17 protein-coding genes and 1 tRNA gene are annotated in these 24,958 nt (G+C 40.4%); 11 read left to right on the forward strand and 7 right to left on the reverse strand.

Annotation, left to right across the window (positions count from 1 at the left end; genetic code table 11):
* Positions 1–42: 42 nt before the first annotated feature.
* The 4 genes from ftsY to VXM68_RS05465 all read left to right on the forward strand — a co-directional run bounded on the left by ftsY (position 43) and on the right by VXM68_RS05465 (position 7,753).
* A complete protein-coding gene (gene ftsY, locus VXM68_RS05450; protein WP_209577034.1) occupies positions 43–1,005 on the forward strand; it encodes a signal recognition particle-docking protein FtsY in 963 nt (320 codons plus the stop codon).
* Between the two features lie 18 nt (positions 1,006–1,023).
* Complete coding sequence (gene rimO, locus VXM68_RS05455; protein WP_294185599.1) at positions 1,024–2,361, forward strand: 30S ribosomal protein S12 methylthiotransferase RimO; 1,338 nt, start codon at positions 1,024–1,026, stop codon at positions 2,359–2,361.
* 362 nt (positions 2,362–2,723) lie between these two features.
* The gene (gene bshC, locus VXM68_RS05460) at positions 2,724–4,313 is read left to right on the forward strand and encodes a bacillithiol biosynthesis cysteine-adding enzyme BshC (RefSeq protein WP_367210652.1); all 1,590 of its coding nucleotides are present in this window, start codon (positions 2,724–2,726) and stop codon (positions 4,311–4,313) included.
* Between the two features lie 260 nt (positions 4,314–4,573).
* A complete protein-coding gene (locus VXM68_RS05465) occupies positions 4,574–7,753 on the forward strand; it encodes a carboxypeptidase regulatory-like domain-containing protein (protein WP_367210653.1) in 3,180 nt (1,059 codons plus the stop codon).
* A 161-nt stretch (positions 7,754–7,914) separates the two neighbouring features.
* On the opposite strand, the gene ctlX is transcribed toward VXM68_RS05465, so the two are convergent.
* Complete coding sequence (gene ctlX, locus VXM68_RS05470) at positions 7,915–8,865, reverse strand: citrulline utilization hydrolase CtlX (protein ID WP_293955940.1); 951 nt, start codon at positions 8,863–8,865, stop codon at positions 7,915–7,917.
* 575 nt (positions 8,866–9,440) lie between these two features.
* Between ctlX and gcvP the strand changes: the two genes are divergently transcribed.
* Together gcvP and VXM68_RS05480 are read left to right on the forward strand one after the other, a co-directional pair.
* Positions 9,441–12,314: an aminomethyl-transferring glycine dehydrogenase gene (gene gcvP, locus VXM68_RS05475; protein WP_367210654.1), complete on the forward strand. Its 2,874-nt coding sequence runs from the start codon at positions 9,441–9,443 to the stop codon at positions 12,312–12,314.
* Between the two features lie 218 nt (positions 12,315–12,532).
* Positions 12,533–13,360, forward strand: coding sequence for an N-acetylmuramoyl-L-alanine amidase (locus tag VXM68_RS05480; protein ID WP_293955944.1), 828 nt, complete (start codon positions 12,533–12,535; stop codon positions 13,358–13,360).
* Between the two features lie 204 nt (positions 13,361–13,564).
* Here the strand turns inward: VXM68_RS05480 and VXM68_RS05485 are convergent, their stop codons facing one another.
* The 6 genes from VXM68_RS05485 to VXM68_RS05510 form a co-directional block, all read right to left on the reverse strand.
* Positions 13,565–14,878, reverse strand: a complete 1,314-nt coding sequence (locus VXM68_RS05485; protein ID WP_294185593.1) for a nicotinamide mononucleotide adenylyltransferase — start codon at positions 14,876–14,878, stop codon at positions 13,565–13,567.
* A 78-nt stretch (positions 14,879–14,956) separates the two neighbouring features.
* On the reverse strand, positions 14,957–15,499 hold the full coding sequence (locus VXM68_RS05490) for an NUDIX hydrolase (protein ID WP_293955947.1): 543 nt from the start codon (positions 15,497–15,499) through the stop codon (positions 14,957–14,959).
* Positions 15,499–17,235, reverse strand: a complete 1,737-nt coding sequence (locus VXM68_RS05495) for a phospho-sugar mutase (protein WP_294185591.1) — start codon at positions 17,233–17,235, stop codon at positions 15,499–15,501. Before VXM68_RS05495 ends, VXM68_RS05490 begins: the two co-directional genes overlap by 1 nt.
* Before the next feature lie 32 nt (positions 17,236–17,267).
* Positions 17,268–17,951, reverse strand: a complete 684-nt coding sequence (locus VXM68_RS05500) for a hypothetical protein (RefSeq protein WP_293955949.1) — start codon at positions 17,949–17,951, stop codon at positions 17,268–17,270.
* Positions 17,952–17,968: 17 nt separating this feature from the next.
* Entirely contained in the window at positions 17,969–18,733 is a 765-nt protein-coding gene (locus tag VXM68_RS05505) for an enoyl-CoA hydratase/isomerase family protein (RefSeq protein WP_367210655.1), read from the reverse strand.
* 35 nt (positions 18,734–18,768) lie between these two features.
* On the reverse strand, positions 18,769–21,453 hold the full coding sequence (locus VXM68_RS05510) for a TonB-dependent receptor plug domain-containing protein (RefSeq protein WP_367210656.1): 2,685 nt from the start codon (positions 21,451–21,453) through the stop codon (positions 18,769–18,771).
* A gap of 121 nt (positions 21,454–21,574) precedes the next feature.
* On the opposite strand from VXM68_RS05510, the gene purD reads away from it, so the two are divergent.
* The 5 genes from purD to VXM68_RS05535 all read left to right on the forward strand — a co-directional run bounded on the left by purD (position 21,575) and on the right by VXM68_RS05535 (position 24,831).
* Positions 21,575–22,849 carry a phosphoribosylamine--glycine ligase gene (purD, locus tag VXM68_RS05515; RefSeq protein ID WP_293880109.1) on the forward strand — a complete coding sequence of 425 codons (1,275 nt, stop codon included), beginning with the start codon at positions 21,575–21,577 and terminating at the stop codon, positions 22,847–22,849.
* Between the two features lie 88 nt (positions 22,850–22,937).
* Positions 22,938–23,009 (forward strand) — tRNA-Glu (locus VXM68_RS05520).
* Positions 23,010–23,884: 875 nt separating this feature from the next.
* On the forward strand, positions 23,885–24,370 hold the full coding sequence (locus tag VXM68_RS05525) for a DUF4385 domain-containing protein (protein ID WP_367210657.1): 486 nt from the start codon (positions 23,885–23,887) through the stop codon (positions 24,368–24,370).
* Positions 24,357–24,497 (forward strand): DUF2256 domain-containing protein, encoded by a 141-nt coding sequence (locus VXM68_RS05530; RefSeq protein WP_367210658.1) that lies wholly within the window; start codon positions 24,357–24,359, stop codon positions 24,495–24,497. The genes VXM68_RS05525 and VXM68_RS05530 overlap by 14 nt, the downstream gene beginning before the upstream one ends.
* Positions 24,498–24,588: 91 nt before the next feature.
* Entirely contained in the window at positions 24,589–24,831 is a 243-nt protein-coding gene (locus tag VXM68_RS05535) for a DUF3253 domain-containing protein (protein ID WP_367210659.1), read from the forward strand.
* The last annotated feature ends 127 nt before the right edge of the window (positions 24,832–24,958 follow it).

Below are 24,958 nucleotides of genomic sequence, written 5' to 3' on the forward strand. Positions count from 1 at the left end.
ACATTTGTTTATATTTGAACATCAATTTTCACTACACATTCCATGGGATTATTTGATTTTTTTAAGAAAAAACCACAAACACAAGAAGAAGAACAGGCCCTAGATAAGGGTTTGGAAAAAACAAAAGAAGGCTTTTTATCCAAGATTACAAAAGCTGTAGTTGGTAAGTCCACTGTAGATGACGATGTATTGGATAATCTGGAGGAAGTTTTGGTTACTTCTGATGTGGGGGTTACGACGACTTTAAAAATCATTGATCGCATACAGGCCCGTGTTGCCCGAGATAAATACGTTTCTACTTCAGAGCTAAATAATCTGTTGAAAGAGGAAATTCAAACGTTACTGGCAGAGAACAATAGCGCTGATTTCGAACATTTCAATTATGGTGAGCATAAACCCTATGTCATTATGGTCGTGGGTGTTAATGGGGTTGGTAAAACAACAACTATTGGCAAACTGGCTCATCAGCTGAAGCAAGCTGGCAGCAAAGTGGTTTTGGGTGCTGCGGATACCTTTCGTGCTGCGGCCGTTGATCAACTTAAATTATGGGGCGAGCGTGTTGGCGTTCGTGTTGTCGCTCAGGCCATGGGGTCAGATCCTGCTTCAGTGGCTTATGATACCGTAAAATCCGCTGTCGCAAATGGTGAAGATGTCTGTATCATAGATACGGCAGGACGGTTGCATAATAAGGTTGGCTTAATGAATGAGCTAACTAAGATCAAGAACGTTATGCAAAAGGTTGTTCCGGGAGCACCACATGAAATCTTGTTGGTTTTGGATGCCTCAACAGGGCAAAATGCCATTGAGCAGTGTACACAATTTACGCAAGCAACAGATGTGAACGCCTTAGCTTTGACGAAGCTCGATGGAACAGCTAAGGGGGGCGTAGTTATCGGTATATCCGATCAATTTAAGATCCCCGTGAAATATATTGGTGTAGGAGAGAAAATTGGTGATCTTCAGTTGTTTAACAAAAAGGAATTTGTAGACTCCCTTTTTAAATAGAGTCTGCCTTCAAATCATATGAAGACAAAATACGCGAAACCAGCCCCGTTGGTTAATAAACCACGTGTCAATGTGGTCACCTTGGGCTGTTCGAAAAATATTCACGATAGTGAAGTTCTGATGGGTCAATTGAAAGGCAATCAGATGGAAGTTGTTCATGAAGCATCAAATATACAGGCGAATGATATTGTCGTGATCAATACCTGCGGTTTTATTGATAATGCCAAGCAGGAATCTATTGATGCCATCTTGCAATATTCGGATTTAAAAGAACAGGGGAAAATCAATAAAGTAATCGTTACCGGCTGCCTTTCAGAACGGTATAAACCAGAGTTGCAGTCTGAAATCCCCAATGTTGATGCTTTTTTCGGTACGAACGATTTGCCGGATCTATTGTCTTCCATTGGTGCTGATTATCGGCACGAATTGCTTGGTGAGCGACTATTGACAACACCTTCTCATTTTTCTTATTTTAAAATTGCTGAGGGGTGTAACCGCCCATGTTCTTTTTGTGCAATTCCTTTGATGCGTGGTAAGCACGTTTCCAAATCCATAGACGATCTGGTGAAAGAAGCTAAATTCCTTGCATCGAATGGTACCAAAGAGTTAATTTTAATAGCGCAGGATCTAACTTATTATGGCCTCGACATCTATGGAAAGCGCAATCTTTCTGATCTCATGCGTCATTTATCGGATGTCGATGGTATCGAATGGATCAGACTGCAGTATGCCTATCCTTCGGGGTTCCCAATGGATATTTTGGACGCCATGAATGAACGTTCAAATATCTGTAATTACTTGGATATGCCATTGCAACATATATCTGATCCGATGTTGAAGTCTATGCGCAGAGGTACAACAAAACAGAAACAGATTGATCTTGTCAATGCCATACGTGACAAAGTTCCGGATATCGCCTTGCGTACAACATTAATTTGTGGTTATCCAGGTGAAACTGAACAGGACTTTCAGGAGATGTTAGATTGGGTTGAAGAGACTCGTTTTGACAGGTTAGGTTGTTTTACTTATTCTCACGAAGAAAAAACACACGCACATACTTTGGAAGATGATGTACCTCAGGAAGTAAAAGAGGAGCGTGTCGAAGCGATCATGGAAGTTCAGCAAGGGATTTCCTATGATATCAATCAGTCTAAGGTTGGTCATACCTATAAAGTGCTGGTTGATCGTATCGACGGCGATTACTTTATTGGCCGCACAGAATACGACTCTCCAGAGGTTGACAATGAGGTCTTGATTCCTGCTGCAGATTCTTATGCACGTATTGGTGATTTTGTTCAGGTAAAAATCGACCGTGCCGAAGATTTCGATCTATATGGTGAAATTGTAAGGAAATAAGTTTAAAAGCTTATAGATGAAAATAGAAACAAATGGGCCTCCTTTATTCAAAGGAGGCCCGTTTGTTTCTAGACAATTGTCAGTAAAATGATATAATTTAAAAGCTACAGAAGCTTTTTGTGAAAATTCACTATTTTGTCGACGCAAACTCGATACATTTGTAAGCGTACAATCCCCATTTTAAACAATCTATAGCCGTTTAAAATCAGATTCAAGAAAGCCCGTCGTTTCACGGGTGACTCAGCCTTCTGATTAAAATTGAAAATAGGTTCTATTTAACGAAAAGATGCACTGCCATGTCAGCTTCCTTTGGGGATTTCCGTTATCAATTAAGAACAGAGAATAATTAATAAAATTTGCAGATGAAGGCAACTTATATTGAATATAGTGAAACAAATAGCTTCTCCAAGACTTTATTAGCCTATTTGGCACATGATGAGGCCTTAGAACCTTTTGTTGGGAATTGGCCTACCTGGGCCGGTTTTGAAAAGCAATTGAACGAAAAGAAGAAATTTGAATACCGGGAGATTCTTGTTGAGCGTCTTAAAAAGCAATATGGTGAACTATTAAAGGGTTCTCCTGCTGTAGCGGCCAATATAGCGCTGTTGCTCGATCAGAATTCTTATACCATCACTACCGGGCATCAGCTCAATATTTTTACCGGGCCTTTGTATTTTATTTTTAAAATCATGACGGCAATTCGTTTGTCTGAAGATTTGAAGAGCAGACATTCCGATAAAAATTTTATTCCAGTTTATTGGATGGCGACCGAAGACCACGATTTTGAAGAAATCAACCATACGAAAGTCTTCGGTAAGAAAATTAGTTGGGATACAGCCGCTGTTTCTGCTACCGGAAGAATGGATACAACGACGATTGTTGACGCCGTGAAGCAGTATACAAATATTTTAGGGCTTTCAGAAAACTCCACTCGGCTTACACGCATTGTGGAAGAAGCCTATTTGAACCATGATCGTTTAGCCGATGCAACGCGGTATATGGTCAATGAATTGTTTAAGTCATACGGCCTTTTGATTATTGACGCGGATGATCGGGCATTGAAGGAACTGTTTAAGCCGATTATTAAAGAAGATATCTTCTCTGAAAATAGCTTTAAGGCAATAACTTCTCGATCGGAGGAGTTGGAGTCAAAGGGTTTTTCTACTCAAGTACACGCACGTGAAATTAATTTCTTTTATTTAACGGATGAATTTAGGGAACGTCTCGTGCTCACTGCTGATGGCCGATACGAAGTATTGCATCAGAATATTTATTTTACAAAGGCGGAGTTGGAGCAAGAAATCGAGCATTATCCCGAGCGGTTCAGTCCCAACGTGGTTATGCGTCCGATGTATCAAGAAATTATACTTCCTAATCTTGCGTACATTGGCGGTGGAGCCGAAATGGTCTATTGGATGCAATTAAAGTCGAATTTTGACCACTATCAGGTCGATTTTCCAATTTTGATACCACGCAATTCAGCGATGATAACAGACGATAAAATAGCGGCTAAGTTATTTCGCGTTGATCTTACTTTCAAAAGTATCTTTCGTTCAGCAGAAGTGCTGAAGAAGGAATATGTACGGCGCCATACTAAAGAACGTCTGAATCTCAACGACGAATGGATGGAGCTGAATGCCATTTTTGGTAAGATAAAGTTGCGAACCCATAAAATTGATCCAAGTTTAGGGCCGAGTACGGAGGCAGTAAAAGCACGATTAAAAAAAGCGATCAATAATTTAGAAAAAAAGCTGTTGAAAGCCGAGAAGCGAAATCACCAACATGCTTTAACCGATATTGATCAAGTTAAGGAAAAACTCTTCCCGGGGGGAGGGCTGCAGGAAAGATCTGAGAATTTCGCTTTACTTTACATTAAACATGGCGATAACCTCTTTAAGGATCTTTACAAGTACTTTAATCCATTGGATTTTAAATTCACAATTTTATATTAGGAAGTCAGCTTCGGCTGACTTTTTTCTATCGTATTTGATGAGATTGCCAAGAAAGAACTTTCATTTCAATTTCTGTTGGTATTAGCGTAAGGATGAAAATTTTATTGCATGTTCTGATAGCGGGTTATTTTTCGGGAAACTAATTACATTTCAGGTATACAAGCTTTAAAATGTTTTGTTTATAATTTCATAATACTTCGTTTAGTTTCTGTTAATAGTTTCAATTTAGTTTTGCTTTCATTATAAAAATCAACAGCTAAATGAAAGAATTTCTACTTACAACCTGTGTTGTTGCACTTGGAACTGGTCTTTATGCCCAAACGACGCAAGCAGGGTTTTCCGGAAAGATTACAGACGAGCGCAACAAAGGGGTACATGGCGCTTCGGTTGAAGTGCGTAATGAATCAACAGGCTTTACAACGAAGACATCCACCAATGCAAATGGCGATTTCAACTTTAAAGAGTTGCCTTTAGGCGGCCCCTATACCATCAAAGTCACTTACATAGGGTATGGGGAACAGGTTCGTTCGGGATTTAATTTAAATCAAGGCGATATTGTGCGCCTGATCATTCCTATCCAAAATACGTCCAATGTATTAGAAACCGTTGAATTAACAGGAATAAGTACCTTAAAGAATAAAATCGAGAACCTCGGTGCTGCTACCGCAGTTACTGCGAAAGATATAGCCAAATTACCTGTTAACGGTCGCAATTTTACTTCGCTGATGGATCTGTCTCCTTTAAGCAAGGGAGATAATATCGGTGGCCAGCTGGGTTCATCTACCAATTTTACCATTGATGGTATGAATGCGAAAAACCCGACCTCTGCAGGTTCGACAACCAGCCGTAGCGGCGCACCTTTCTCCATCTCGATAGAAGCAGTCCGGGAATTTAAAGTGGTTACCAATCAATATGACGTGACTTACGGAAGAGCGGGCGGCGGAACCGTGAGTGCGGTTACCAAACAGGGAACAAATCAAACGCACGGAAGCGCATGGCTTTATTCAAGGGCCGATTGGTTGTCCAGTCCATACGATATTAGGGGGAATAAACGAAATAATGATTTCTCAACGTATCAATATGGATTTACCTTGGGCGGGCCGATCATTAAAGACAAATTGCATTATTTTGTAGCTTGGGATCATCAGCGCGATGCCCGTCCCTTGATTATTGCCGATATCAATTCTGAAGCCGACGAAAAAAGATTTAATGTGACAAACTCCACCTTGGATGAATTTGTCTCTATTGGACGTAAAAAATACGGATTGGGCAATGAGCGGCAATATGGCGCATTTGATAAGAAGCGAGGGTCTGATGCGATTTTTGGACGAATTGACTGGCAGATTAATGAAAACAACCTATTGACGGTCCGAAACAACTTCACAAGTGACAACAATAAGTTAGGCTTACAAGATAATAAACCAATAACCTTGTATGAGTCTTACGGGAATGACAAAAACATTGATAATAGTCTGTTAGCAACTTTACGTACAACCATTTCCCCAAAGGTAACGAATGAATTGAAAGTACAGCATCTTTATACCTATCAAAAAAGTAGTCCCGGAGATCTTTTACCCAGTCAAAATATTCCTCGTGCAATTGTGGAAGATGCAGTCTCCAAAGTAGCTGGAGAAGATAAAAAGACCACACTGCAATTGGGGGGACATCGTTTTGCGCAGGAATCATTTAAAAACAATGTATTTCAGCTTGTTGATAATATTTATTATAGTACCGACAATATCAATTACACCTTTGGTGTCGATTTGATGTATACCCATGCAAATTCTGTTTATGGAAGTGAAGTTAATGGTCGCTTTCACTTTAGACCGAGTGACGGAAAGACAGCCATGCAAAACTTCGACGACATGAAGCCATATGCTTACTATCGTGAGGTTCCTTTGGTAAGTGACCCCGCTGTGGCCGGTAAAATATTCAATGCTGGTGTATATGGACAATTACAAACGAAGTTGGCGCATGGATTGGATCTAGTTGCTGGCCTAAGATTGGATTACGGACATTATCCAACCTCTCCATTAAACGAGGAATTGCTGAAAGAAGTAGGTGTGCGTACAGATCACAAGTTAAAATCCTTTGTTGTACAACCTCGTTTCCAGATGACGTGGGATGTGAATGAAGAGCGAAAGGACTTTTTTCGTGTAGGAGCAGGTGTCTTTGCGTCTGATATTAACAATTATATGACGATCAACAATTTGACGTTTGATGGGAAGCATTTTGCGACAGTGGATGTTCGTGGCAGTGATGTGCCCACACCTGATTTTATGGGGTACAGAAAAGATCCGTCAACGACACCAACCTTAGCACAATTTCAGGTGCCTACAATCAATACCTATGGACCTGATGCGAAAATTCCAGTAGTATACAAGGCCAATGTATCCTATACACATTTCTTTACTGAAAAGTTGAAAGCGAGTCTTTCGGGGTATATGAATTTAGGGCGCAACAACTACATGTATGTAGATCGTAACATGGTTCGGGATCCGTTTTTCAGATTGACAAATGAAGATAACCGTGGTGTGTTTGTTCCCGCAGCATCGATTGTTGATGGAGCCCCAGATTGGAAAAAAGGCCGAATTTCCAATAAATTCGGACGTGTGCTGGAATTGAACTCTGAAGGAAAAGTGAATCAGTTTGCCGTTGTATTGGATGCGAGTTATCAATATTACAAAGATGGCTCTATATCCGTGAGCTATACCTGGAATGATGCTAAAGATAATACGTCTTTCAACGGAAACGTGGCGAATACAGCAACCTTGTCGTTGGCTGTGAAAGACGATCCGCGCGATTTGAGCAAGATGAGTTATTCCAACAATCAGTTCCGCAACAAGATTGTGATCTACGGTACTTTACCAACATTTTATGGTGTCAGCGTAGGAGTAAGGTATTCCGGTATTGGCGGTACTCGATATAGTTTATTGGCCGGTGGAAATATAAATGGAGACTTTGTGGCGGGCGACAATGATCTGGCCTTTATCTTTACTCCCAACAGTCCCAATACGCCAAAACAATTGATTACAGGACTGAATAATTTGTTGAATAATCCAGAAGCGAGTCAGAGTCTGAAAGATTTTATCAAAAAATATGAAGGAAAAATAGCCGAACGTAATGGTGGTGTAAATGGTTTTTACGGTTTGATTGACCTAAGAATTGCGAAAAAGTTCAGTTTATATAAAAACCACGCATTGGAAATATCGGGCGATCTTTTCAACGTTGCCAATTTATTCAAAAAGACTTGGGGCGTGAATGAGTCTTTGGGTAATCAAAATCTATATGCGTTAGGTGGAAAGGATGCCGCAGGAGAGAAATTGCTGCCTTTTGATGTTACAAAACAACAGTTTAATTATAATGTGAATAATTCTGGTATCGTATCACCTTCGGGTAACCCGTATCAATTCCAACTGGGATTACGGTATTCGTTTTAAAAGAATGAAAAATAAGAACACTATATTTTAGAAAAAAAAACGCACCTAGGAACTACTGCTCACTCCTAGGTGCATTCTATTTGTCTATTACCTCATGCTGATTAGGCAAAATAGGCTTGTTTAAAAAAAAAGCAGCCTATCTGCATCCATATGCTTGAGGGCTAGTTCAGGACTTTTTCTTTTGGAAGAAAAACTTCGGCCATCATGTGGCGTACACTTCCCCCACCACATGTTTCAATAACATGGAGATCCTGGTGAATAATTTTACCATGCTTTTCTAACTGCGCGGTTTGGTACAAAGTCAGTGAAGATAATGCCTGATTGCTCAGGACAATAAAACGATTCCCATATTTATTTCTCACTTGGAGGCAGTTTGCCGCAAAAGATTCAAGCTGGCTTTCATTGATCTCTATAATCTCCTTGCCTGTCTCCTTTAAACTCTTCAAGAGGGTGTCTAGCTCAGACGGATCGTCAATTGCCTGTGGACATAAGATGGCAAAATCTTCACCTACGGCGAGCACGACATTGGTATGATAAATGGGTTTCCGTTGTCCATTGACCGTTTGAAAAGCATGGAATACAACCGGTGTATAGTTTTCGGTCCTGCAATATTCATCGAGCATATCCCGGTCTGCCCTTTCCGACAAAGCGCAATAGGCTACACGGTTGGCTCGGTCGAGGACAAGTGCGCCGGTCCCTTCCAAATATTGTTTATTGTTTTCGGCATCACTCAAATCTTTGGTCAGTTTTACGTAATAGCCGTTCTGTTTCAATGGACCTTCGAAATCCAATAAATGTTCTTTTCGGCGATTTGGAGCGAACATGGGATAGAAGATTATTTTTCCGTCCTGATGAAAGGATACAATATTGTTGGGGAAGATACTGTCGGGACTTTCTGATTTTTCGTCGTCCTGAATGACAGTCACTAAAATTCCATGTGACTTCAATTCATGTACTAGTGCATCAAACTCTCCTTGCGCTTCTTTGTTGACTTCTTCTATACTGAGATTTTCGATATCCTTTTGGAAGAAGTTGTTGACCGCAGTCTGTTCATTTTTACGGAAGACAGCCGGCCTTACTAAAAGGACGCTGTCTGTTACCTGCTTTCTCATGATTTATATCGTTATTTCGCTGTTATATTGTTAAATAGAAATGATATTCATTTTTTCTTTGAGCATTTATAATTTGTCAAAAGAGGGGCTTCCCACGTTGGATAATGTTTTCCTCGTTAAGATTTCTTGATAACGGAATACGTCGTAGATATCAGGATTTCTTGGCGAAAATTACCTATCGTTATTTCGAAGTCACTTTACAATTGGTACTTATACTAATTTATTGAAAATTCATTGGCATTGCAAAAAAGAATGGTAATGTAAAGGAAAAAACTCATGAGCGTCTCCCCATATAATCGCATTTTTTTTAAAATTGTAGCAAGTGATCGGGCGGTTATTTGTTATATTTATAATGATCAATCGGTATGTTTGTGTTTATTCCAAAAATAACGTAATCAAGACAATCGATTGCATTTTAATAGTCCAGTAAAACTGACTTTTTAACCACTTTTTCGCTTCGTTTTCAGTCATTTATTTTGCTATCTTTGCTCATCCAAAAAACGACTGTTTATAAGAGAGTTAATTGCCTAATTATAATGTCGCTAACTATCTATAAGCGTTAACTTTTTGCACACATGAGCAATATACACTTCCAAGAAAAATTCGAAAATCGCCACAATGGCCCAAGTCCAGTTGAAGCGAATGAAATGTTGGCCAAATTAGGCGTTTCGTCTATTGACCAACTTATTGACCAAACGGTCCCTTCTCAAATTCGTGCTCCAAAACCTTTAAATCTTCCTAAAGCATTGTCTGAGGTCGCCTATTTAAAGCGTATTGCGGAAATCGCTGAGAAAAATAAAGTTTTTAAATCTTTTATTGGTCAAGGTTACTACGATGTAATCCTTCCGGGCGTAATTCAACGAAATGTATTTGAAAACCCAGGATGGTATACGCAGTATACTCCTTATCAGGCGGAGATTGCACAAGGTAGGTTACAAGCTTTATTGAACTTCCAGACTGTAATTTGTGACTTTACTGGTTTAGAAATAGCCAATGCTTCTTTGTTGGATGAAGCTACGGCTGCAGCTGAAGCCATGTTTATGCTTTATTCAGCTCGGAAAAATAAAGATGCTAACGTATTCTTGGTGTCGGACAATGCCTATGCGCAGACGGTTGATGTATTAAAGACCCGTGCCTTGTCTTTTGGTATTGAACTTAAAATTGCGGCTATTGCTGAATCAGAATTAACAGATGATGTATTTGCTGCATTTGTTCAATATCCTGCAGCGGATGGTTCAATTGTTGATTATAAATCATTTGCAGCTACAGCGCACAGTAAGAATATTACCGTATGTGCTGCGGCAGATTTGATGAGCTTAGCATTGTTAACCCCTCCGGGAGAATGGGGTGCAGATGTTGTTGTTGGTAATTCACAACGTTTTGGCGTACCGATGGGCTTTGGTGGTCCTCATGCAGCATATTTTGCAACACGCGACAGCTTCAAACGTAATATCCCTGGTCGTATTATTGGTGTTACTTCCGATTCAAATGGAAAGTATGCATTGCGAATGGCTTTACAGACGCGCGAACAACATATTCGTCGCGATAAAGCATCGTCAAATATTTGTACTGCACAAGCGCTTTTGGCGATCATGGCTTCTTTCTATGCCGTTTACCACGGCCCAGAAGGAATCAAAAATATAGCATCACGTATCAATGCTTTGGCCAATATGTTGGATCAAGCATTACAGTCGTTGGGTTATACGCAATTGAATGCGGCTTATTTTGATACACTACGTGTAGACTTAGGTGCACATGCTGGTGCTTTGAAATCTGAGGCATTAAATAACGAGTTAAACTTCTATTATAATGGTTCGGAAGTTTCAATTGCTATCGACGAAACAACCACATACGAAGATATTAAGACGATCGTCAAAGTATTTGCTAAAATTCAAGGTAAAACATTGAATGACGTCGATTTCGATGCATTAGAAGAGAATTTAGGTTCTTCAATTCCTGCCGATTTAGTACGTACTTCTGCTTACTTAACCCATCCAAACTTTAATAGCTATCATTCTGAACATGAGATGTTGCGCTATATCAAATCGTTGGAAGCAAAAGATTTATCGCTTTGTCACTCGATGATTCCATTGGGTTCATGTACGATGAAATTGAATGCTACAGCTGAAATGGTGCCAGTTACTTGGGCGAGATTTGGCGGTTTACATCCATTTGCTCCTGCAGATCAAACTTCTGGATATATGCAAATGATCGGTGAATTGAACGATTGGTTGTCTGAAATTACTGGTTTTGCGAAGATGAGTTTCCAACCAAATTCAGGAGCACAAGGCGAGTACGCTGGTCTGATGGTTATCCGCGCTTACCATGAGAGCCGTGGTGATCATGGACGTAATATCTGTTTGATCCCTGCTTCAGCACACGGAACCAACCCTGCTTCTGCTTCTATGGCAGGCTTAAAAGTGGTCGTTGTGAAATGTGATGAATTAGGAAATATCGATATTCCAGATTTAAGAGCAAAAGCGACTGAACATGCTGCAAACTTGAACTCACTGATGGTGACTTATCCTTCTACACACGGTGTATTTGAAGAGTCGATCATTGAAGTCTGTGAAATTGTTCATGCAAACGGCGGTCAGGTTTATATGGACGGTGCGAACATGAATGCACAGGTTGGATTGACAAGCCCAGGGCATATTGGTGCCGATGTGTGTCACTTGAACCTCCATAAAACATTCTGTATTCCTCACGGTGGTGGAGGTCCAGGTATGGGACCGATCGGTGTTGCGAAACACTTAGTTCCTTTCTTACCTAACCACGAAGTGGTTTCGACTTCTGGTGAAGAGGGTATCTCTGCTGTTTCTGCAGCTCCATTTGGTTCAGCATCGATCTTGCTTATTTCCCATGCTTATATTTCAATGATGGGTGGTGAAGGTTTGACAAATGCGACAAGAACAGCAATATTAAATGCAAACTATATTAAAGCACGTTTAGAAAATGCATATCCGGTACTTTATTCAGGTACTAACGGACGTTGTGCACACGAAATGATCTTAGATTGCCGTGGATTCAAAAACTTTGGTATCGAGGTTGCAGATATTGCAAAACGTTTAATGGATTATGGTTTCCACGCACCGACAGTTTCTTTCCCTGTTGCAGGAACATTGATGGTTGAGCCTACTGAATCGGAGTCTAAGGCTGAATTGGATCGTTTCTGTGATGCATTAGTTGCTATTCGTGAAGAGATCGCTGCGGTTGAAGCAGGAGACGTGGACCAAGCTAACAATGTACTGAAACATGCACCACATACTGCTTCGGTTGTAACGGCAGATGAGTGGGATAGACCTTACAGTCGTCAAACAGCTGCATATCCGTTGGAATATGTTAGAGATCGTAAATTCTGGCCTTCTGTAGGACGTGTAAATGATTCTCAAGGTGACCGTACATTGATCTGTTCGTGTCCATCTATTGAAGAATACGCCGAAGCATAATTTCGGATACTATATGGAAAAGGGCAGTCCATTTGGACTGCCCTTTTTGTATGTAATTTGATATGTGCGCTCAAATAACAGCTTTAACTTTTGCGATAAGCAACCATTTTTGTTCCGCAGGAGAAAGAGAAGTTTTGCGTCTGCAGCGCGACAGGATACGAGGAATAAATTTGGTTTTCTTGGCAAATTTGTATTAGTTTGTGCTGAAACATTTCACTATGAACATACTAAAATTATCCATCAATTTTTGTGTCACCACAGTCTTCTTAGCCTCTTGTGCCGGAGGGAAATACGCGAAGACTGAAAAGGTATATAAGAAGCAGGCAAAAGAGTTTTCAAAACTATACAAACAATCCCCTGTCACCGGTCAATTGGAGAAGGTGAATGTCAACGATCAACAATGGATTGCATCGATTAATTTTGGTATCCGTAAACCCAATTTTGTCGTTATTCATCATACAGCTCAGGACTCTTTAGGACAGACCGTTCGCACATTTCATTCCGCGAAAGCAGGTGTAAGCTCCCATTATGTGGTCGGTAGAGATGGAAAAGTCGTGCAGATGGTCAATGATCTCTTTCGTGCGCATCATGCTGGATTAGGAAAATGGGGCAACGATACGGATCTTAATTCTTCTTCTATCGGCATTGAGCTGGACAATAATGGGACCACCGATCCTTGGACTGATGCACAGATAAATGCCTTGATGCAGTTATTGACTTATTTAAAGACGACCTACAGGATTCCGCAGGCCAATTTTATAGGACATATGGATCTGGCTCCAACTCGGAAAAACGATCCATCGCGTTTTCCATGGAAAAAGTTGGCCGATCAAGGCTTCGGTTTTTGGTATGAAGACTATTTAGAGACGCCTCCGGCAGACTTTAATCCAAAAATGGCATTACGTATCATCGGATACGACGTGAGCAATGTCGATGCGGCAATCAAGGCGTTTAAGATTCACTACATCCAGCAGGATGTTCATACCGCTTTCATGAGTGATCAGGATCTTAAAATACTTTATTCGATCTATAAGAAATTTTTGTAGGCAGCTAATACGCTATTTTTTAATTTTTAGACTGGATAGTAGGCTACTTTATCCAACCGGCCCGAATGACGTTGATGTACTCAAGCGTTTTGCTCATCGGGGGCAGCGGTAAATACGTCTACTGCCTTCATTGTAGGGCAAAAATAATATAGCCCAATTGAGTAAATTGGGCTATATTATGAATAGTTAAAAGATAGTGTGCGCTTATACGGTTTTTACAAATTTCTCGTCGTAATTTTCAATATCAATAATATAGCCATTTTTGATCAAAAATTCAAAGAGCGGTTTGGCTTCTTCGGAAACTGGCATATTATGCGTGGTAATAATCTTATTTTCTTTTTTAAGGAGGTAAGGATAGGCGTATAGTTTCACATTTTTATTGAACATTCCCGAAATATAGGAGAGAAGCTCATTGGTGTATAGTTCCTTATTATAATTATCGGAATTGAAAATATTCTTCAAATTGTAGACGTTTGTGGCAATACCGATGTGTTTGGGCTTAAAGTTACTTATAAACTCCGCCAAGTGATTGTTTCTTCTAAAGTTGCTGACAATGATATTGTTTCCGGTAGCACATAATTCATCCGCTCTAGAAGCAAATTCTTGCAAATCCTGATCTGTAATTTCATGCGTATCTTCCAAGACATTTCCCATGAGGACCTCAATTAATACAATAGTATCTGCATCTGTGGCTCCCGTGTTTTTTTTGAACTGTTCAACGGCAAGATTGAAAAGATCAAAGTTTGGAAGAGATTTTTGACGGTATTTGGTACGGAGTATAATAATGTTCTTTTTGTACAGGTAATCTTTGATTTGTACAGCTTTGCCATCAGGTTGAAAAATTGCAGCTTTGGCAAATCCTTTTGCAATTAGATATAAGTTAATGAGCCGTTGGTTGACATTTTCAAAGAGTGGCCCATTGAGTTTAACCAAGTCAATTTCTACAGACCCAACAGAAAGGTTGTCAACTAATGATTCAATCATCGTCTGCACATTCTCCGCGTAGTAATAAGCAGCAAATAGTAAATTGACACCAATGATGCCCAATACCTTTTGTTGCAATTGGTTGTCGCTGTCTAGGAGTCTGACATGGACAATGATATCATTGGTAGGACCGCCAACTTCGTGTTGGAATCGAAGCCCTATCCAACCGTGAGGTTCATTGGTCTTGGTAAAATTGAGTGTCGTTACGGTATCTGCAAAGGCAAAGAATTTTTTGTTACAATATTTATCGCCGTGAAGTCTTTGCGTAAGGAGATTAAACTCGTGAGAGAGCATCTTTTTTACACGTGTTCTGCTGACATATCTTCCATCGGCCTCTTCGCCATAAATTGCATCACTAAATGCCATATCGTAAGCGGACATGGTCTTAGCAATTGTGCCTGAAGCGGCGCCTGCGTTGAAAAAGTTGCGTGCGACTTCCTGTCCAGCACCGATCTCTGCGAAAGTTCCATAAATCTCTGGGTTCAGATTTATTTTCAGTGCCTTTCGCTTAGTTTCAAAAATTTCTCTTGCCATGATGCAAAGGTACAAAAATCAAAAGGCTAGTGAAAATTAAAGTATGAAGGAAAAAAACAGAATAAAATTAGGCTTGTTTTATAACAAGCCTAATTTATTGAAAGCGTAGAATAAAGCGCTAGTGTGTAATGCCTGACTGAATTTGTTGTTCAATAGCATTTCTTTTGCCTCTTCGAGTGGGATAAGATAGACGTCGATTTCTTCGTGCTCATCCAATGCCTGTTCCTGAACTTTTTTACCTCCTGTCATTAGGTAGGTATAGGTAATATTACCACTAGTGGCGGGGTTGGCATAAAGCGTGGCGATCTCTTCCATCTTGTCAAATGCATAGCCTGTTTCTTCGAGCATCTCGCGCACAGCTGCATTCTTGGGGTCTTCTCCGGGTTCTGTCGTTCCTGCTGGAATCTCCACTGAAATAATGCCTGCTCCGTGGCGGTATTGTTTAATGACCAGGAGCTCATTCTCCTCGGTAATTCCAACCATGTTTACCCAATCTGGATATTCCAGCACATAATAATGGTCGTTTATTCTTCCGTCAGGGAGCTCGCATGCATCTCTTCGCAAAGTTGCCCAAGGTTCTCTATAGATATATTCAGAAGATAATAGTTTCCACTTTTCCATTAGTTTACAATATCTTTCATCATACGGTCTACCTTCTCTTCTAAAGCTTTTTGTACATCGGCATAGTCTGCGGTATCCTTTAAGTTTTCTTTCACTGAACAGTAGAATTTGATTTTAGGCTCAGTACCCGATGGGCGCGCCGAAATCACGTCACCGTCTACTGTTATGAACTGCAGTACATCCGATTTAGGCAATGCGATCGCAGTTTCCTCGCCCGTACGCATATCGGTGGTTTGGGACAGTTGATAATCACGGATTTCCTTAACCTGAACACCTCCGAGGCTAGTTGGTAAATTAGCGCGTAATCCCGACATCATCGCCTGAATTTCTTCAGCTCCAGCTTTTCCTTTTTTTGTTAAAGAAATCAGTTTTTCCTGGTAGCAGCCAAATTCCTTATAGATATCCATGAGCACCTCATAGACTGTTTTGCCTTTTGATTTGAAATAGGCGGTCATCTCGGCCAAAAAAGCACAGGCGTTGGGAGCATCCTTGTCGCGTACAAGATCACCGACAAGGTAACCATAGCTTTCTTCCCCGCCCGCCAGATAGTTTGCTGAATCGCCTAATTTGGTCATCAGTTCGCCAATATATTTAAAACCAGTGAGCGTTTCATAACAGGGCACGCCAAAATGTTCTGCAATGTCTGCCTCCAGATTTGTTGTCACAATCGTTTTAACAATATATGGATTTGATCCCAGCTGCTTAAGATCACTTTTAGCGCTAAGGACGTAGTAGATCAATAAACTACCGATCTGATTACCGTTGAGCAGCTGAAACTGTCCCTTGTTATTTTTTACGGCAATTCCCACACGGTCAGCATCCGGGTCTGTTGCCAACACAAGATCGGCATCAATTTCTTCCCCTTTTTTCTTCGCCAAGGCCATGGCATCTTCCTCTTCGGGATTCGGATAGATTACGGTTGGAAAGTTGCCATCGGGCGTAGCCTGTTCAGAAACAACGGACACATTTTCAAAGCCCCAGGCTGCTAGCATTTTTGGGACTATGGTAATGCCCGTGCCGTGTATCGGAGAGAAAACAATTTTTAAGTCTTTTTGCGCTAATACGGCTTCAGGATGAATGCTTAATTTTTTATTGGCATCGATATAGATCTGGTCGATTTCTTCCCCGACGGGAATGATATTTTGCGTATTTCCGTCAAATTTGATGTCATCGACTGAACGGATTGCATTTACTTCCTCGATTACATTTTTGTCGTGCGGGGCAGTCAGCTGGCAGCCGTCGTTCCAGTAGGCCTTATAACCATTGTATTCCTTTGGATTGTGCGAAGCCGTTAGCATCACACCGCTCTGACAGCCAAAATGACGGATGGCAAAGGACAGCATGGGGGTTGGTCGTAAAGACGTGAACAGATGCACTTTGATGCCGTTGGCTGCAAATACGTTGGCAACGAGCTGCCCAAAAGCCTGCGAATTATTGCGGCTGTCATAAGATACCGCTACCTTGATCTCCTGGTCTGGGAACTGTTTTTTGAGGTAGTTAGACAGGCCCTGCGTTGCTTTACCAATCGTGTACTTATTCATCCGATTGGAGCCTACGCCCATAATGCCTCTCAAGCCTCCGGTTCCAAACTCCAGATCTTTGTAAAAAGAATCAGTAAGTTCTGTCTCCTCATTACTGTCGATTAAATCCTGAACTTCCTGTCGAGTTCTTTCATCAAAACTGGGGGTTAACCAATCTTCGATTTTCTTTTGTATGTCTTTATCTAAATTTTTCATTATCGTTAAGTTTGGCTAAAATGTACAAAGTATTATGCATCGCATCCGGCATAGGCGCGGTCTATCACTGTAATAAACCATTTTTCGCCTTCTTTTGTTACATGAAAAACAAATGGTTCTTCGTGCTCATCAGAGGTCATGATGGCTCTATAACTTCTGGATTCTAAATTTCTTAGGCGCTGCATTTCAGTATTATTTATTTTGGCATCAAGAATTTCATTCATGAATTTTGCCGTTTGCGACAATTCATTCGGTCGAGTTTTTCTATCATAATAGAATCCGAGTTTGTCCCATTTCATCGTGCCACAATCAAAAATAGGTAGTTTTCCTGACTTCAATGGTCCCTTGTATATTAACTTTTCATACGCGTGGTATTCCGGTACGGGTTTAGAAAAATTGAAACTGTTTTGATGGACATAAGAGTCTAGTGCGCCTGGGCGATAGATAATGTAAATCCCCAGTTTGGGATGTACATACGAATTTATTGTTTTGCTGTCTTGTTCTGAATAAGCCTTTGCAAGTTTTTCGAGCACTTCTTCCAATGTTTCTGAGTTCTGTTTCTTTACTTCTTTTTCAAGAGTATCGCGTTTTTGTATCGTATCCACAGGAACTGAATCCTGAATGATTTTTACAGCTTTATCTTCTTTTTTGTTATTTCTACAGGAGATAGTCGCTGCTGTTAGACAAATAAGAATAAAGAAAAAGACATTTCTCATGATGATTTTGTTTTAAATTACTTCTTTGAAGTCAAGTTTTCGATGATTGACTTTAAAATAGAGCGTGTTGACGGAAGCCACCACTGTTCGAGAATACGCTGGATTGTCTCTTCTCTATTCTCGCGCAATTTAAGGATTATTTCCTTTCGGAAGTTCAGTTTTGATGTCGTCCAGGTTTTTTGGTTGAACTGTGTGATCTGTTTTATTTTTTTTGTTGCTGTATTGAAGAGTATATTTGACGGAACAATATCGTCTACAAGTCCCTGATTTTTGGCTTCTACGGGAGAAAGCAATTTCCCTTCGAGCAAATTCTGATACGCATCCCTTTTTCCGATCCAAAAAGCATATAGCTCAAATATACTTTCGGGGACAATGAGCCCGACAGGAATTTCATTGAGGCCAATTACAAAATTACCCTCGGCCATAATCCGGTAATCGCAGCAAAGGGCGAGTACGCAACCTCCAGCAGGGCTGTGGCCTGATATTGCAGCAACGATTGGTTTTGGAAAGGCAGCTAAAAGCGATGTCGCTTCTAGAAATAAATTCCAAAACTCCCTAATTTGTTCTTCATCATATTGGAATAAAGTGATTAGATCGAGGCCTGCACTGAAGAAGTTTTCCTTTCCAATCAATATGGTGCCATAGATAGCTTCATTGTGTTGGGATGCTTCCAGGGTATCGATCAGTTCCTTCAATAGTTGCGTGTCGATGGCGTTAGACTTTCCTCTGTCGAGGAAAATACTTAAAATATGATCGTCTATTGTAGTTTTAATATGTTGCATATTCTTGTTTTAATGATAACGATTTGTTTGCGCTGCTATTGTGGATTTACCTCTATCAAATATTCGAAGTGCGCAATTTTTCCATCCATGCTTATTCCTTCTACAATTATTTTATATTTCCCCGGTTCATCCGATGTGAAAAATTCAAACTGTGTTTTTCCGTCCTTTGAAGTAATCAGATTGGGTTCCCAGGCGATTGTCGTTCTTAGATCACGACGCAGTTCATTTTTGTTTGTCACATCGTATTGAGGCTTGAAGAAAGTTCGGTTTACATGTAATCCCTTAGGTACAATCGTAACGATTCCTGTAGGGGTATACGATGAAGAAAGCGCATCACCCGATTTACTTGTTATCACAATCACGCCATTTGCGCCATACATGCCATATATGGCCGTATTGCCGATACTACGAAGCACTTCTATACTTGCAATATCTGCTACATTAATCATATTAATTTGATCAGCTTCAATATACATGCCATCAAGGACAATTTGCATAGGGTTACCGCCGTTCAATCCCATAGACCTCGTGCTATACGGAACACCATTTCGAAACATAACCCCAACTAATCGTCCAGAAAGGCATTGTTCCAGTGTTGTACATGCGGAAAGATCTTCAGCAGATATGACTTGATCGGCGTTTCCCGGACCATTCAGGTTTCGGGAGTTCTTGTCAGCTTTAGTTGTTCTTACCCTATTAACCTGAACCTCTTCCAATCGAATGCTCTTCTGGATAATGCCCGCTGCTTCCAATTCGCCAAGAAATTGTTGACTATTTTTTAGTTGTGTAAGCAGATTGGTATTGATGTCATTAATCAACAGTGGTTGATCTTTACTTTTATTTGGTGAAGGGTTAAGCGGTTCGTCGATGATAATATCCACTCTTTTTTTCTCCTTGGGACCATCGCCTGTTACAATAAATTTGACACTATCGGCAAAGAACAGCTCGTCAAAAGCAAACCGTCCATTTCCATCGGTCAGTGTATCTAAACTTAGCAACATGTTGCTTGTGGGTATAATGGTTACTTTAGCGTTTGGTACAACAGCCTTACGCGCCGTTTTCTTGACGGTTCCCGATACCGTAAGTCCTTTTTCTGGAAGAAACGATGTGGGCGCGGTATTTTCATAGCCTTTCCAATCCAATTTGCGCCAGCCTTGGATCAACATGAGGTTGTCCAAATCGTTAATCTTGATATTTGTTAAATCCTCGAAGTAATAATTGGGGCGTTCAATAAAGCCGCGAAGATCAGCTTTCAGCAAGAGTTCAGAGACAATAGACGAATAATAGCGGTCTGTTGTAGAATCCACCTTATTCAGGTTGACAACCGAAGCCGAGAGTGCGGCAACTTTTGATGTGTCACGATCGTCGTAGTGGACGTTGAGGTTTGCGGTTACCTTATCTCGGGTCGTGAAGCTAGATTTATTGAGAGCTATTGAAACGGGCAGTAAAGTTGATTCGGTATTGTAGTTAAATACAAGCCTTTCTGCAAGGGGCGCCATTTGCGCGCTCAAAATGGTTAGCTGTAATACACCGGAGGGAAGGTTTTTCTTCGGAATATTAAATAACACCTCTGGTGCATTTAATTTTTGTTTGGCAGCATGGAAGACAAGACCATTATATTGGGCAACTAAATAAATTTCTTCGCCATTGACTAAATCATCCGTCGTGGAAAATTGGGCAGCAATCTTATCCTTTAGTGTTGAATTTACAGTTAGCACATATCCCGAGTTTAATACAGCGGGCAAAGAAGTGCTCGTTGAAGAGCCGTCTTCAAAAAATGCCGTGGCTATGTATTTTTTTCCTGTCTGCAGCAGTAGGGGGATACTTCCCATTCCCAATGAATTGGTTTCAAATTCGGCAATGGTCGTTTGGTTTTCCTCCTTTACGGTTATTTTTGCCTTTTTCCCTAAGCCTGTAGGTGTGAGAGTTTTGAAGCCTGTTTTGCATAGGATGTTATTGACGAATTCACCGCTCTCTGGGAAAATCTGCAGGCTATTTTGGCTGTTTGGGTCAGGGATGATAAAATTTTTTAAGACACGTCTTTTGTCTAGAGAAAGGAATTGTAATGATAGCGTTCCTCCCTTAAAGTCATCTTTCAATTCAAGTGCTATAGTGCCATTTTCATTTGATTTTAATCGCCCAGATTTTTCTTTGTTATTATTCTGTTGTAGGGTATAACTAATGTTGTTGTTGATTAGGGGCGCTCCTTGGATGGTTTTGAGATTGATCTGGAAGATGTTTTCAGTTCCGTTTTTAATGAGGCTACTTTTCGTCATTACATTATCCGATCGGCCATTTGTGACAGGAATGACACGCTCATAGAAATTAGCTGTCGAGTCATTTTGCATCCATCTGGTGAATGATCTAATTCGATAGGATCCTTCTTCCAGTGTATCCGGCAAGTTGAGGTCTCCTATGCCGAGGCCGATTGTGACCGGAATTTTGATGCTTTTAATAATTTTATTTGTGGGTGAGATCAATTCTATATTGGCTATTTTACTGATATTGCTCAAATAGTTAAAAGGAGCTGTGGTGCAGTATAATTTGAACCAGATCGTTTCGCCTGCCGAATAGTCATTTTTATCGACATGGAGATAGATTTTTTCCTTCACGTGTTGTTCGTGGTAGGTTTCTAGCTTTTGTAGCGTTTGATCGATCTGAGCCGGTGCCAATAAAGCGAATAACAGGAAATTTATTAAAAGCAGTAATTTAGGATACATATGACTAATGTTTCATGAAAATTAGAAAATATTTTTCCTTTAATCAATTTATAATTAAATATTAGTCTCATTTAAAATCAACTGATACCTTAAATTAGCATAAAAAAAATATCTTTGTGTTATGAATATCCTAATAATCGGTTCAGGAGGTCGTGAATCGGCCTTTGCCTATAAATTGTCGAAAAGTCCACGTTTAGATCAATTGTTTATTGCTCCAGGCAATGCAGGAACGGGGGCGTATGGTCAGAATGTAAATATTAAGGTTACTGACTTTGCAGCTCTTGCTACCTTCGTTCTGGAAAATAATGTGCACATGGTGCTGGTAGGTCCGGAGGAGCCCTTGGTTAAAGGTATTCATGATTACTTCTTAAACCGGGAAGACTTAAAGCATATCCCCGTTATAGGACCGCAACAGGAGGGTGCTCAGCTGGAAGGCTCAAAAGATTTTTCAAAGCAGTTTATGGATCGCCATGGTGTACCTACAGCAGCTTCGAGGTCCTTTGATGCGACATCCTTGGACGAAGGGCTGGCGTATCTTGAAACGCAAAAATTACCTATTGTGCTGAAGGCGGATGGTCTGGCTGCGGGTAAAGGGGTACTGATTTGCGAGACCCTAGAGGATGCTCAAGCTGAGTTAAAGGCGATGATTGCAGATTCTAAATTTGGGGAAGCGAGCCGGGTTGTGGTTGTTGAAGAATTTTTAAAAGGAATTGAATTGTCAGTTTTTGTTTTGACAGATGGCAATTCGTATAAAGTGCTTCCTTCTGCAAAAGATTATAAACGTATTGGGGAAGGCGATACAGGTCTAAACACTGGAGGCATGGGGTCGATATCTCCTGTTCCTTTCGCGGATGAGACTTTTTTGAATAAAGTTGAAGAGCGCATTATCAGACCAACAGTAGAGGGACTTAAAAAGGATGGTATTCCGTATAAAGGATTTATTTTTATCGGTTTGATGAATGTGGAAGGGGAACCTTATGTCATCGAGTATAATGTTCGTATGGGGGATCCGGAAACTGAATCCGTATTGCCACGAATTGAATCGGATCTGTTGGATTTATTGGAAGGTGTTGCTCAAGGCAATTTGGATCAACGCTCTTATACCGTATCGCCTCAAACAGCCGTGACAGTGATGTTGGTTGCCGGAGGTTACCCCGGAGATTATGAATCTGGAAAAGAGATCACCAATATTGAAAATGTCAAAGAATCCATCGTATTTCAAGCAGGTACGAAGGAAGTAGAGGGCAAGATCGTTACAGCAGGTGGACGTGTCATTGCCGTGACCACATTACAGGATACTTTGTTTGAAGCCCTTCAACAGGCTACTGCAGATGCGGGAAGAATTTATTTTGAAGGAAAATACTTCCGAAGAGATATCGGTTTTGATCTTATTTAAAAAAATATTAAAATTATTTTTGGAATACTGATTTTAAGATCTATATTTGCAACTCCAAAAACAACAATGTTATTGGAGTTGCTTAAAAGGCCCGTTCGTCTAGGGGTTAGGACGCAAGATTTTCATTCTTGAAACAGGGGTTCGATTCCCCTACGGGCTACAGATCTAAAAGTCAAAACATACAAAAGCCTGCAAATTAAATATTTGCAGGCTTTTTTTGTGTGTAAAAAAACTTTATTGACTCCCGTGACAGTTTATGGCTTACCAAAAGAGAGAGGTCAGCAGAAAACGAATGCGAGCCATCGAAAGCGAATTATAAAGTTAACCGCACAAAGAGTAAAACAAAAACTCTAAAGGTCTTGAACAAGAAACACTTTCCAAGAAGGTCAACATTCCGTCCATGATATTTATTAATAAACTGGTTGAGTTGCCACATATTTTTATCTTGATTTATAGGATACCGCCCTTCCTTATTGGATATGAATAAATCTAATTTATCAATTAGGAAAGGAAAACCGTGCCATATCTGCGATTAAAACCTACAGGGAACCAATACCAGACCAATTCCTGCTCTTTTCCCAGCATTGCTTGAACTTTCTTCGGGCGGGCTTCGGATCTGCCTCGGGAAAAATTCGAGGAAAATCCAAGTAAAAGCGGAATCCAATTCTATAGAAAGTAGGAGTTAATAGGGAGTTAGTGATGAAAAAGTGCCCTGAAATGATATCGCTACCCCCTGTCGGACAGCCGTTGAAACCGCCTCTGGGTTTCTTTTAGAAACGTTTAAGAGGGTTGGCACCTCTTGCACTGTCGAGATGCCCGTATATCAACGTTTTGGTTAGAAACTGATTTTGTCTTCAAAAAAAATGAGCAGAATCAAAATATGATAGCTCTAGCCAAACTATTTGTACCGACACGCAGTTTTTTACATATCTAAATAGGGGCAGCTTTATGAAATGAGCATAATATAGTGAACATAAACATGCACTAAAACACACAACCCTATTACAAGAAGGGTAAAAATCTAAAAATATACATATGAGCACCCAAAAGCCGAGCTACCTAAACTTTGATAAAAACGACTATCCCTGGAAGCCCGATATTGATTATCGCTCGAAACCAGACGAATACCGAGTTGGTAAAGGAGAACAGGGGGTGTTGATCTGTGAGCCATATAAATCGGAAATTGGTCAGCATTGGCGCTTCAAAACTGAGGCCATTGCCGAGGAGAGCAGTGAGAAGATTTTCAATTTATTCGAGGATTATCTAAAAGCGGATGACTTTGTTGGAGCAGACATGGCACGCAAATATCTGCAGATGGGATACACGCGTGCACGTCGCTACGCCAACTATAAAGGAGGTAGAAAGTACGATAAGGAAGATGATTATGCGCTATTGGAACGTGGAACGGGTGATAGGGAGAAGGCTGCAGCGGCAGAAGTGTTCTATAAACGATGGAAGCAGGCAGAAGCCAATGTGCAATACGGTTCGATGAAAAAACGATGGAAGGATGAAAGGGGTTAAAAAGCAAAATCTACCGCAGAAGATTTGCGCGGCCTGTGGAAGGCCATTCACCTGGCGTAAAAAATGGAAGAAAAATTGGGAGGACGTCAAATATTGTTCAGAGCAATGCAAAAAAAAGAAGACATAATAACTTGTCTATTCACGCTACGACATACTTAAATACGATACCTAAAGTGTTCTATTAAAAACTTCAAGAAGCTTTTATCTGTTACTACACTATGAAGCAAGAGGCAATAATTAAAAGCATCTTATCAGCTGCCGAAGCCCGTGGTCGCGAAAAGACATTCTGTCCTTCTGAAATTGCCAGGGAACTTTTTCCAAAGGATTGGCGTGCACATATGCAAGAAGTTGTTGATGTAGCAATTTCATTGCAGATGCAGGGGAAAGTTTTAATCACCCAAAAAGGAAAGACCATTGATATCGATCATATCAAAGGGCCCATTCGTATAAGAAAAACTTAGCGGAAGCAAACTCAATCTGCTTCTAGAATGACCCATCGCTGAAGAGAATGTAGTCATGATACAAATCCGCATATTATTGAGATAATTCTATCCTATCGGAATCGTTACAATATCTAAATTTGATTAA

The organism is Sphingobacterium sp. R2 (assembly GCF_040760075.1).
In the GTDB taxonomy this organism is placed as follows: Bacteria; Bacteroidota; Bacteroidia; order Sphingobacteriales; family Sphingobacteriaceae; genus Sphingobacterium.